Source organism: Mesorhizobium sp. BHbdii (assembly GCF_053848045.1).
On sequence record NZ_JBSPKX010000003.1, the window covers coordinates 443,223 to 455,800 of the forward strand.

Consider the following 12,578-nt stretch of genomic DNA (forward strand, 5'->3'; position numbering starts at 1 on the left):
GGGGTGCTCCAGCTAGGCACCGACAGCACTCCGTCCAACACCCCTCATCCGGCTCGGCGCTACGCGCCAATCCACCTTCTCCCACAAGGGGAGAAGGAAAGGCGCGCCGCGCCAGCTTCACGTAATCACGCTCGGCTTGGCGCGGCCGGTATGGCTGCGAATTCCGGCGATATCATCGGCTGCCGCAATCAAATCGGCAAGCGCCTCCTGCGTGTCGAGATCATGCCTGGACTTGTCCGGCTCGTAGCGCTCGATATAGACGCGCAGCGTCGCGCCCGAGGTGCCGGTGCCGGAAAGTCGGAAGACGACGCGCGATCCGCCTTCGAACAGCACCCTGATGCCCTGGTTCTTGGCTATCGAGCCGTCGACCGGGTCGTGGTAGGCGAAATCATCGGCGCCGGCGATCTTCATGCCACGCACGCTGGTGCCGGGCAGTGATGCGAGTTTCGCCCGCAACTCGTCGACCAGCGCGTTGGCGCGGTCGGTCTCGACCTCCTCATAGTCGTGGCGCGAGTAGTAATTGCGGCCATAGGCGGCCCAGTGCTCAGTGACGATCTGCTTGGCGCTTTCGCCGCGGGCAGCAAGGATATTGAGCCACAGAAGCACGGCCCACAGCCCGTCCTTTTCGCGGACATGGTTGGAGCCGGTTCCCGCACTTTCCTCGCCGCAGATCGTTGCCATGTCGGCATCGAGCAGGTTGCCGAAGAATTTCCAGCCGGTCGGCGTTTCATAGATGCCGATGCCGAGCTTTTCGGCGACGCGATCGGCCGCGCCGCTGGTCGGCATCGAGCGCGCGATGCCTTTCAGGCCGGCCTTGTAGCCCGGCGCCAGATGGGCGTTGGCGGCGAGCATGGCCACCGAATCCGACGGAGTGACGAAAATGCCCTTGCCGATGATCAGGTTACGATCGCCGTCGCCGTCGGAAGCAGCGCCGAAATCCGGCGCATCCGGTCCCATCATCTCGTCATAGAGGTGTTTGGCATGGACCAGGTTGGGATCGGGATGGTGGCCGCCGAAATCCGGCAGGGGAATGAAGTTGCGGGCGGTCCCCTTCGGTGCGCCGAGCCGGTTCTCCAGGATATCCTTGGCGTAGGGACCGGTCACGGCATGCATGGCGTCGAAACGCATGCGGAAACCCGATTTGAACAGTGCGCGCAAGGCATCAAAATCGAACAGGCCTTCCATCAGCTCGGCATAGTCGGCGACAGGGTCGATCACCTCGACCGTCATGCCGCCCGCCTCGACCGTGCCGATCGTGTCGAGATCGACCGTGCCGATGTCGGCGATTTTGAAACTGGAGATTACCTTGGTTTTGGCGAAGATCGCGTCGGTCACCTTTTCCGGCGCCGGCCCGCCATTACCGGCATTGTATTTGATGCCGAAATCCTCGTGCGGGCCGCCCGGATTGTGGCTGGCCGACAGTATGATGCCGCCGAAGGTCTTGTATTTGCGAATGATGTTGGAAGCGGCCGGCGTCGACAGGATGCCCCCCTGTCCGACCATCACCTTGCCGAAGCCGTTTGCCGCCGCCATGGCGATGGCCTTCTGGATAACTTCGCGGTTGTAGAAGCGGCCGTCGCCGCCGATCACCAGGGTCTTGCCCTCGAACCCGTCCAACGCATCGAAGATCGACTGGATGAAGTTCTCGGCATAGTGCTCCTGCTGGAACACCGGTACTTTCTTGCGCAGCCCGGAAGTGCCGGGCTTCTGGTCGGAGTAGGGTTTGGTGGCGACGGTGCGTATCATGCGTCAGACGGCCCTTTTCGAAAGCAGCAAGCGATAGAGTTCGAGGTATTTTTCTGCGCTTTTATCCCACGACACATCGGCCTTCATGCCTTGCCGCTGCATCGACGCCCAGATCGTGGGGCTGGCATGCGCTTCCACCAACCGGCGGATGGCGTGCAGCAAGGCGCCAGCATCGGCGGGCGCGAACTGGAAGCCGGTCGCCACACCTGCCGAAACGGCCGCTTCATTGGCGTCGATGACCGTGTCGGCAAGGCCGCCGGTGCGGGCGACGACCGGCACGCAGCCGTAGCGCAGGCCGTAAAGCTGCGTCAGCCCGCAAGGCTCGAAACGCGACGGGATGACGATGGCGTCACAGCCGCCCTGCATGGTGTGGGACAGCCCCTCGTCGTAACCGACAACGACGCCGATGCGACCGCGATGGCGGGCGACGGCGGCCAACAGCGCGCCTTCGAGGCCGGCGTCGCCGGACCCCAGGATCGCCAAGCGTGCGCCCCTCGCAATGATCCCGTCGATCACCGTCGCCAGTATGTCCATGCCCTTCTGCCAGGTGAGCCGGCTGATGACGCAGACGATCGGACTGTCGTCGCGGTCGAGGTTGAAACGATCTTCGACCGCGGTCCGGTTGGGATGCCGCGCCTTCAATGTCTTGGCCGTGTAGTTGGAGACCAGATGCTTGTCGGTTTCAGGGTTCCATATCTCGGTATCGATGCCATTGACGATGCCATAGAGATCGACGGATCGCATGTTGACGAGCCCATCGAGCCCCATGCCGAATTCCGGCGAGCGGATCTCCTGCGCATAGGTCGGGCTGACTGTGGTGATGGCCCAGGCGGCCTGCAGGCCGGCCTTGAGAAACCCGACGCCGCCATAATATTCGACGCCGTCGAGCGCCATGGCCGCCGCCGGCAAGCCAAGCTCGCCAAAAATGCCGGCGCCGAACTGACCCTGGAAAGCGAGGTTATGGACGGTGATCATCGACGGCGTGCCCACCGCCTTGCCGTAGCGCATATAGGCCAGCGTCATCGCCGATTGCCAGTCATGGGCATGGACGATGTCCGGCTGGTAGCCCGAGATGGCGCCGCCGGCGATGTCGCCGCCAACCTGGCTCAAGGCCGCGAAACGACGCCAATTGTCCGGCCAGTCGGCGCCGGTGGCATTGCCATAGGGACCGCCGGGGCGATCGAACAGATGCGGCGCGTCGAGCACGAACAGGTCGAGCCCGGCAATCTGGACGGCATGGACCGACGCCTTGCCGCCCTGCAGCAGCGGATATTGGTGAACGGGTTTTTTCTTCTTGAAGGTGTCCATCACATGAGGATAGCCGGGAACAAGCGTGCGCATCGTCACGCCCTTGCCGGCGAGCGCGACGGGCAACGCGCCGGTCACGTCGGCAAGCCCGCCAGTCTTGATCAGAGGGAATATTTCGGGCGTGACCGACAGAACCTGCATTCATTGCAATCCCAGTTTGTCGATCATCGCCTGCGTGACGAGGCAGATGCCCTTTTCGGAAACGCGGAAGCGCTTGGCGTCGAGAACGGGATCCTCGCCGACCACCAGCCCCTCCGGTATCCTCACGCCATGGTCGATCACCACGCGCTTCAATCTTGCGTTCCGGCCGACCTGGCAGTCTGGCAGCATGACGACTTCCTCGAGCGTCGAATAGGAGTTGATGCGCGCGCCGGTGAAGATCAGGCTTCGCTTCAGCGAAGCACCAGAGACGATGCAATCACCTGAGACGAGCGACGACACAGCCGAGCCGCGGCGGCCATCCTCGTCATGCACGAACTTTGCCGGCGGCTTCAGCTCCGCATAGGTCCAGATCGGCCAGTCGCGGTCGTAGAGGTCGAGCTCCGGCGTGATGTCGGTGAGGTCGATATTGGCTTCCCAATAGGCGTCGACCGTCCCAACATCGCGCCAGTAGGCTTCGTTCTCGGCCGTCGAGCGCACGCAGGATTTGGCGAAGCGATGGGCGATCGCCTTCCCGTGCTCGACGACATAGGGGATGATGTCCTTGCCAAAGTCGCGGCTTGAGCCCGGCTCGGCCGCGTCGCGGCGCAGTTGCTCCATCAGGAACTTGGTCTTGAACACGTAGATGCCCATTGAAGCCAGGGCAAAATCCGGTTTGTCTGGAATGCCGGGCGGATCGGCCGGTTTCTCGATGAAGGAGATGATGGTGTCCTTGGCATCGACATGCATGACGCCGAAGCCGGTCGCCTCCATGCGTGGCACTTCGAGGCAGCCGACGGTGACGTCGGCGCCGGCGTCGACATGTTGGCGAAGCATCAGCTCGTAGTCCATCTTGTAGACGTGGTCGCCGGCCAGGATGACCATGTATTCGGGCCCGTAGGCCTCGATGATGTCGATGTTCTGGTAGACGGCGTCGGCCGTGCCCTCATACCATTGCGTTTCCGACACGCGCTGGCTGGCCGGCAGGATATCGAAGCTTTCGTTGCGCTCGGGCCGCAGGAAGTTCCAGCCGCGCTGCAGGTGGCGGATCAGCGAGTGTGCCTTGTACTGAGTGGCGACGCCGAGGCGGCGAATACCGGAATTGAGCGCATTGGAGAGCGCAAAATCGATGATGCGCGTCTTGCCGCCGAAATAGACTGCGGGCTTGGCGCGCCGGTCGGTCAATTCCTTGAGGCGGCTGCCACGGCCGCCGGCCAGAACATAGGCCATGGCATCGCGCGCCAGCGGCTGGGTCCGTTTTATCTCTGCCATTTTTATCCTCCCAAGTTACGCGAGACATCGCTTAGTCCGGAGCAAATTCGAGCATGATCGTCGACAGTGGCGGCAACAGGATCGTCGCCGAGATGCCTCCTCCTTCCGCCCGAGCCTCGACGGCACCGCCATTGCCCTTGCCGGAACCGCCATAGTCGGTGGCGTCCGTGTTGATGATCTCGCGCCATGTTCCAGCCGTCGGCAACGGCACGCGATATTCGTCACGGGGCACCGGTGTAAAATTGGAGATGACGGCGACCGGGTTTCCGCCCGGCGCGCTGCGCAGCCAAGCAAAGACAGAGTTCGCGCTATCGTCGACGATCAGCCAGGAAAAGCCTTCCGGCTCACAATCGCGAGCATGCAACGCCGGGCGTGAGCGGTAGAGATAGTTGAGATCGCGCACCGTCTGCCAGACGCCGCGATGGGCCTGGAAATCGAGCAGGTTCCAGTCGAGCGCGCGCGCCTCGCTCCACTCGCGGCGCTGGGCGAATTCCTGCCCCATGAACAACAGCTTTTTGCCGGGGTAGCCCCACATGAAGGCGTAGTATGCGCGCAGCGTCGCGAATTTCTGCCAGTCGTCGCCGGCCATCTTGCCGAGCAGCGTCCCCTTGCCGTGCACGACCTCGTCATGGGAGAGCGGCAGCACGAAATTCTCGCTGAAGGCGTAGACCAGGCCGAAGGTGATGTCGCTGTGATGATGCTTCCGAAAAATTGGCTCCTTGGAGAAATACTCCAGCGTGTCGTGCATGAATCCCATGTTCCACTTGAAGCCAAAACCCAGCCCGCCCTCATGCACCGGCTGCGAAACTCTTGGCCATGAGGTCGATTCCTCGGCAATCGTCATCACGCCAGGGTGATGGCCGTAGACCTCCTTGTTCATCCTCTGGAGGAAGCTGACCGCCTCAAGGTTCTCGCGCCCACCCTTTTCGTTGGGAATCCATTCGCCGGCCTTGCGCGAATAGTCGAGGTAGAGCATCGAGGCGACGGCATCGACCCGCAAGCCATCGACGTGGTACTTCTCGGCCCAAAACAGCGCGTTGTTGACGAGGAACGAGACGACCTCGCGCCGGCCGAAATTGTAGATGGCGGTGTTCCAGTCGGGATGGAAGCCCTTGCGCGGGTCGGCATGCTCATAGAGCGCGGTGCCGTCGAAATTGGCCAGGCCATGCGCGTCCACCGGAAAATGTGCCGGCACCCAGTCGAGGATGACGCCGAGGCCGGCGCGGTGGGCGCCGTCGACGAACCGGGCAAAACCGTCCGGATCGCCGAAGCGGGCCGACGGCGCGTAGAGGCCGGTCGTCTGGTAACCCCAGGACGGATCATAGGGATGTTCGGAGATCGGCATGAATTCGATGTGGGTGAAACCCGTGTCTACGACGTAGGGGATCAGCCGGCCGGCCAGTTCGTCCCATGACAGGAAGCTGCCGTCGTCGTGAAGCTGCCAGGAGCCGGCATGGACCTCATAGATCGACACCGCCTCGCGCCTGGGATCGGCGTTGCGCCAGAAATTGCGGTGCGCCTCGTCACCCCATTGATGCGCCGGCGGAAGCGCGGTCACCGAAGCGGTGGCCGGGCGCAGTTCGGACTTGAAAGCGAACGGATCGGCCTTCAGCGGCAGCCTCACGCCATCGGGCCCGATGATCTCGTATTTGTAGGGCCGGCCGGCGCCGATGTCGGGAATGAACAACTCCCAGATGCCAGTGTCGCGGCGGACGCGCATCGTATGCCGGCGGCCATCCCATTCATTGAAATCGCCGACCACCGAGACGCGCCTTGCATTGGGCGCCCAGACGGCGAAATGCACGCCGGATGCACCCTCGTGATCGATGAGATGCGCACCAAGCTTGTCGAACAGCCTGAGGTGCGAACCTTCGGCGATGTAATAGTCGTCCAGCGGACCGAGCACCGGACCGAACGAATAGGGATCGGTCAGCCACCAGTCACCACCGGCATTGCGCGCGTGATAGCGCAGCGGCTGACGCTTTCTGAGCGACAGGCGGCCCTCGAAGAAGCCGCCTTCGTCGCGCCTGGAGAGTTCGCCGGCTTTCTTGCCGGTCAGCGTATAGGCAGTGACGAACTCGGCATGAGGGACGAAGCAGCGGGCGACAAAGCTGTTGTCAACCTCGTGCACACCGAGGACAGCGAAAGGATCACTATGCGTGCCGGCGACAATTGCCGCGACATCACCGGCTGAAGCCAGTCCATCCGGCCCGCTTGTCGCAGCGGTCGCGCGTGGCTTCCTCATCAGGCAGTGACCCTCCCCGGCACCCGGACCACGTTGTTCGTGGCCTCATGCAATCATATCAGACCGGCACGTTCCAGATTTCTTTCGCATATTGGCGGATCGTACGGTCGGACGAGAACCAGCCGACGCGGGCAACATTGCGGATTGCCTTGGCGTACCAATCCGGGCTGTTGCGCCAGACGGCGTCAACTTCGCGCTGGGTGGCGGCGTAGGCATCGAAATCGGCGGCGACCATGAACCAGTCGCTCTGATAGAGGCCGTTCATCAGGTCGCGATAGCGTTCCGGATCGTCAGGCGAAAAGACGCCCGACGAAACGGCAGCCACGGCCTGCGCCAGTTCGGAAGAGGCTCCGATCACCGATCGCGGATCGTAGCCGTTGCTGCGCCGCTCGGCGACCTCTTCGGTGGTCAGGCCGAAAATGAAGATGTTGTCGTCGCCGACGCATTCCTTGATCTCGACATTGGCGCCGTCAAGCGTGCCGATGGTCAGCGCACCGTTCAGCGCGAACTTCATGTTGCCGGTGCCGGAGGCTTCCATGCCGGCGGTCGATATCTGCTCTGAAAGATCGGCGGCCGGCATCATGATCTCGGCCAGGCTGACATTGTAGTTCGGCACGAACACCACTTTGAGCAAGCCGCGAACGGCCGGGTCGCGGTTGATGACCTTGGCGACGTCGTTGGCGAGTTTGATGATCAGCTTGGCGTTGTGATAGCTGGGCGCTGCCTTGCCGCCAAAGAACTTGACGCGCGGCATCCAGTTGCGCTCCGGATGGGAGCGGATCTGGTCGTAGAGGGCGACTGTTTCGAGGATATTCAGGAGCTGGCGCTTGTATTCGTGGATGCGCTTGATCTGGATGTCGAACAGCGCCGAGGGATCGACCTTGATGCCGAGGCGGTCGGCGACGAGATTGGCAAGCTTGGCCTTGTTCGCCCGCTTGACTGCCGCGAACTTGTCGCGGAAGGCGGCGTCGTCGGCAAAACCATCGAGCTCCTTGATTGCGTCTATATCGTCGAGGAAGCGGTCGCCGATCGCCTCGCGGGTGAGCGCGGTGAGACCGGGATTGCACTGGATCAGCCAGCGCCGCGGCGTGATGCCGTTGGTCTTGTTGTTGATGCGGTCGGGGTAGAGCCTGTGGAGCTCGGCAAACACCGTTTCCTTCATCAGCTCGGTGTGAAGGGCAGAGACGCCGTTAATCGAGTGCGAGCCGACAAAGGCCAGATTGCCCATGCGCACCCGGCGCTCGCCATTTTCCTGTATCAGCGAGATCTGGCTGATCTGCTCGTCAGAAAACTGGTCGGAGGCGCGCGCCTCCAGCAGCACTTCGGCGTTAATGGCGTAGACGATCTGCATATGGCGCGGCAACAGCCGCTCGAACAGCGGCACCGGCCAGCTTTCGAGCGCTTCGGGAAGCAGCGTGTGGTTGGTGTAGCCGAAAGTGCGCTTGGTGATACTCCAGGCCTGATCGAAATCGATGCCGTGGACGTCCATCAACAGGCGCATCAGCTCGGCCACCGCGATGGCCGGATGCGTGTCGTTCAGATGGATCGCCGCCTTGTCGGGCAGCGACTGCAGGTCGCCATACTGGCTGAGATGACGCTGGATAATGTCCTGCAACGATGCGGTGGAAAAGAAATACTCTTGCCTAAGCCGCAGCTCCTGACCGGCCTTGTGGGAATCAGCAGGGTAAAGGACGCGCGACAAGGCGTCGGCCTTGTTGCTTTCGGCGAGCGCACCGATGTGGTCGCCGGCGTTGAACTTGTCGAGCAGGATCGGATCGATCGGCATGCCGGACCAGAGCCGCAGCGTGTTGACGCGGTTGGCCCGCCAGCCAACCACCGGCGTATCGTAGGCAACCGCCAGAACATGTTCGATCGGCTTCCAGACGTGGCGCTCAAGCCTGCCGTCCTTCGATGTGATCGATTCGACCGAGCCGCCGAAACCGACCTCGAAAGAACGTTCGCGCCGCTCGAACTCCCAAGGGTTGCCGTGATCGAGCCAGGTCTCGGGCAGCTCAACCTGCCAGCCGCCATGGATTTCCTGCCGAAACATGCCGTTGGCGTAGCGAATGCCATAGCCATGCGCGGGAATGTCGACGGTTGCCATGCTTTCCATGAAGCAGGCGGCGAGCCGGCCAAGACCGCCATTGCCAAGCGCTGCATCTGGCTCGAGGGCCGCGATGAGGTCGAGGTCGACGCCGAGAGACCGCAGCGCTTGGCGCATATTATCCATCAGGCCAAGATTGGAGAAGGCGTCGCGCATCAGGCGGCCGATGAGGAATTCCAGTGACAAGTAATAGACGCGCTTTTCCTGATGGGCGTAGGCCTCTTGCGTCGCCTGCATCCAATGATCGACGATATGGTCGCGCACGACCTTGATCGAGGCGGTGAGCCAGTCGTATTGCGTCGCGACGCTGGTACCCTTGCCGAGCCTGTATTTGAGGGCCTTCAAGACTTCATCGGCAAGCGCCTTGGGATCGGAGTTTTCGAGAACGGGAGCTTTGGATGTCATCGCGCGCGTCATGCTGCCTCTCGTGCGGTTGCCTGATCATACCGGCTTTCACCATTCCTCCCAGCCTATGCTAGCGCATATTGTTGTGCGTTCAATCGAGTTAGATTGCCGCGGGGAAGCTTACCTGCGGCAACCTAGCAACTTATAGCGCGTCGCGTTTGGGGCCTCTGCGACGCGCCTCAAGTTCTTACTTATGTGCATGTCGTTGTCCCAAAACCGCTGCGCTCGGTTCGCGCCCGAGGGCATGCTTTTGGGCGACATGCATCAGGCCGCCAGCGCCGCCTCCGGCGGAAGCTTCGCTCCGGTCATGAAGGCGACGGCGTCGGACATCGTATATTGCTTGGGATCGATGACACAGAGGCGACGGCCCAGCCGATGGATGTGAATGCGGTCGGCCACCTCGAAGACATGCGGCATGTTGTGCGAGATCAGCACGATCGGCAGGCCGCGCTTCTTCACGTCGAGGATCAGTTCGAGCACGCGGCGGCTCTCCTTGACGCCTAACGCCGCCGTCGGCTCATCCATGATGACCATCTTCGAGCCGAAGGCGGCGGCGCGCGCCACCGCCACGCCCTGGCGTTGGCCGCCCGACAGCGTTTCCACGGCCTGGCTGATGTTCTGGATGGTCATCAGGCCAAGTTCGGTGAGCTTGTCGCGGGCGCGCTTTTCCATTGCCGGGCGGTCGAGCATGCGCAGCCAGTCGCCCAGAAAACCCGGTTTGCGGATCTCGCGACCGAGGAACATATTGTCGGCGATCGACAGCGCCGGCGACAGCGCCAGGTTCTGGTAGACGGTTTCGATGCCGGCTTCACGGGCCTCGATGGGCGACTTGAAGAGCACCTGCTTGCCGTCTAACTCGATGATCCCCTCGTCCGGAATCACGGCGCCCGAGATCGCCTTGATCAGCGTCGACTTGCCGGCGCCGTTGTCGCCGATCACCGCCAGGATTTCTCCCGGATAGAGATCGAAGTCGCAGCTGTTCAGTGCGGTAACGCGGCCGTAGCGCTTGACGAGGCCACGCGCGGTGAGGATGGGCTCCTGGGTCATGGTTACACCGAAACCTTTCTGATCCACTGGTCGATCGCCACGGCGCCGATGATCAGCACACCGGTGAGCAGCACTTTCCATTGCGGATCGGCGCCCAGCATGTTGAGGCCCATCGAGACGACGCCGACGATCATCGCACCGAACAATGTGCCTAGAATCGAGCCGCGTCCGCCGAAGAGGGAAATACCGCCGATCACCGTCGCGGTGATCGCCTGCAGATTGTAGTCGGTGACGGCGGCAGACGGCGAGATCGAACCGTTGCGACCGATGGAGACCCAGGCAGCGAAAGCGGCGATCAGCCCGGCAAGCGTGTAGACCGAGATCAGCACCTTCTTGGTCTGGATGCCCGACAGCTTGGCCGCCTCCGGATCGTCGCCGACGGCGTAGACATGGCGGCCCCACGCCGTGTGATTGAGCACGTACCACAGGATCAGCACCAGCACGACCATGGCAATCACGCCGAACGTCAGCACCGCCGTGCCGATCTTGAAGTTCAGGCCAAACAAATGCAGCAGCGGCGCCTGGACATCGACGTCGGCATCGCGGATCGTCTCATTGGCCGAATAGATGAAGTTGGTGGCCATGACGATGTTCCAGGTGCCGAGCGTGACGATGAAGGGCGGCAGCTTCATGTACGCGACCAGCAGCCCGTTGAGCAGCCCGCAGGCCCCGCCGGCGGCAAGCCCAATCACCACGGCAAGCAAGGTCGGCAGACCATAGGTGACCGCGCAATTGCCCATGATCACGGCCGAAATCACCATGATCACGCCAATTGACAGGTCGATGCCGGCTGTAAGGATGACCAGCGTCTGCGCGGCTCCTAGAATACCAACGATGGCGATCTGCTGCAGGATCAGCGTCAGCGTGTAGGACGAAAAAAACCGTCCTCCGATCGTGACGCCGAAGACAGCGATCGACAGGACCAGCACGATCAGCGGAACCGCAGCCGGAGTGGAATGCAGGAAGTGCTGGATGCGCTTGACAATCGACGTGCCGTGCTCGTCAAAAGCAGCGACGCTTGTCTCGCTGTTCGAGAGAGCCTTTTCGAATTCCTGAACCTGAGCCATGTTTCCTCCCATGCGGCTTCAGCCACGCGCCGACGCCCGTCCACTGTTTCCGATCTGCCGCCGGAATTATTCGCGCTCGCGATAGCGCATCGTCCACCCGAAGCGGCCGGGGATCAAGTCCCCGGCCGATCGGTTCTGTTGCCTGTCAGACCGGCATCAGCCCCAGCACTTGGCGAGGCCTTCCTTGGTGTCGATGGACTTCACGCCCTCAGCGGGCTTGTCGGTCACGAGGTTGACGCCGGTGTCGAAGAAATCCTTGCCTTCGGTCGGCTTGGGCTTCGTACCGTCCTTGGCGAAAGCGGCAATCGCTTCGATGCCGAGTGCCGCCATCTGCAGCGGATATTGCTGTGAGGTCGCACCGATCACGCCCTCGGCGACCGACTTCACGCCGGGGCAGCCGCCATCGACCGACACGATCAGCACATTGCCTTCGAGACCCACGGCCTTGAGCGCCTGGTAGGCGCCGACGGCTGCCGGCTCGTTGATGGTGTGGATGACGTTGATGCCGGGGTCCTTCTGGAGAAGGTTCTCCATCGCCTTGCGGCCGCCTTCTTCGTTGCCGTTGGTGACGTCGTGGCCGACGATACGCGGATCGTCCTCGTCGCCGATCTTGTTGGGGTCTTTCACGTCGATGCCGTAGCCCATCATGAAGCCTTGATCGCGCAAGACGTCGACCGTCGGCTGCGAGGGCGTCAGGTCGAGGAAGCCGATCTTGGCATCCTTCGCCTTGTCGCCGAGCGTCGCGGCGGCCCACGCGCCGATCAGCTTGCCGGCCTCCAGATTGTCCGTCGCAAAGGTCGCGTCGGCAGCGTCGAGCGGATCAAGCGGCGTGTCGAGCGCGATCACGAGCAGACCGGCGTCACGCGCCTTCTTCACCGCCGGGACAATGCCCTTGGTGTCCGACGCGGTGATCAGGATGCCCTTGGCGCCGTCGGCGATACAGCTTTCGATCGCCGCCACCTGGCTCTCGCTGTCGCCGTCGATCTTGCCGGCGTAAGCCTTAAGATCGACGCCGAGTTCTTTGGCTTTCGCGGTCGCACCTTCCTTCATCTTGACGAAGAACGGGTTGGTGTCGGTCTTGGTGATCAGGCAGGCGCCGACATCGGCGGCGGACGCAGCCGAGGTGAACGCCATCAGACCCAGTCCGGCCGCGGCGAACACAGTGGACTTCAATAGTGCTGTCTTGGTCACGATTTTCCTCCCAGTGGAACCATTTCGGATGCCGGCCAACCGGCACCTGCACAAA

The 12,578-nt window shown here is 62.4% G+C and carries 8 protein-coding genes; all 8 read right to left on the bottom strand.

Going from position 1 to position 12,578, the window contains the following annotated elements; genetic code table 11:
• Positions 1 to 117: 117 nt before the first annotated feature.
• Positions 118 to 1,746: an alpha-D-glucose phosphate-specific phosphoglucomutase gene (locus tag ACWTU8_RS18985; RefSeq protein WP_455849379.1), complete on the bottom strand. Its 1,629-nt coding sequence runs from the start codon at positions 1,744 to 1,746 to the stop codon at positions 118 to 120.
• Between the two features lie 3 nt (positions 1,747 to 1,749).
• Positions 1,750 to 3,195: a glycogen synthase GlgA gene (gene glgA, locus ACWTU8_RS18990; RefSeq protein WP_455849380.1), complete on the bottom strand. Its 1,446-nt coding sequence runs from the start codon at positions 3,193 to 3,195 to the stop codon at positions 1,750 to 1,752.
• Positions 3,196 to 4,464: a glucose-1-phosphate adenylyltransferase gene (gene glgC, locus ACWTU8_RS18995; protein ID WP_029355800.1), complete on the bottom strand. Its 1,269-nt coding sequence runs from the start codon at positions 4,462 to 4,464 to the stop codon at positions 3,196 to 3,198.
• 31 nt (positions 4,465 to 4,495) lie between these two features.
• Positions 4,496 to 6,709: a 1,4-alpha-glucan branching protein GlgB gene (gene glgB, locus ACWTU8_RS19000; protein WP_455849381.1), complete on the bottom strand. Its 2,214-nt coding sequence runs from the start codon at positions 6,707 to 6,709 to the stop codon at positions 4,496 to 4,498.
• A gap of 58 nt (positions 6,710 to 6,767) precedes the next feature.
• On the bottom strand, positions 6,768 to 9,230 hold the full coding sequence (locus ACWTU8_RS19005) for a glycogen/starch/alpha-glucan phosphorylase (protein ID WP_455849382.1): 2,463 nt from the start codon (positions 9,228 to 9,230) through the stop codon (positions 6,768 to 6,770).
• 252 nt (positions 9,231 to 9,482) lie between these two features.
• The gene (locus tag ACWTU8_RS19010) at positions 9,483 to 10,265 is read right to left on the bottom strand and encodes an ATP-binding cassette domain-containing protein (RefSeq protein WP_029355791.1); all 783 of its coding nucleotides are present in this window, start codon (positions 10,263 to 10,265) and stop codon (positions 9,483 to 9,485) included.
• 2 nt (positions 10,266 to 10,267) lie between these two features.
• Complete coding sequence (locus tag ACWTU8_RS19015) at positions 10,268 to 11,332, bottom strand: ABC transporter permease (protein WP_029355789.1); 1,065 nt, start codon at positions 11,330 to 11,332, stop codon at positions 10,268 to 10,270.
• A gap of 156 nt (positions 11,333 to 11,488) precedes the next feature.
• A complete protein-coding gene (locus ACWTU8_RS19020; protein ID WP_240992868.1) occupies positions 11,489 to 12,466 on the bottom strand; it encodes a sugar ABC transporter substrate-binding protein in 978 nt (325 codons plus the stop codon).
• Positions 12,467 to 12,578 lie beyond the last annotated feature (112 nt).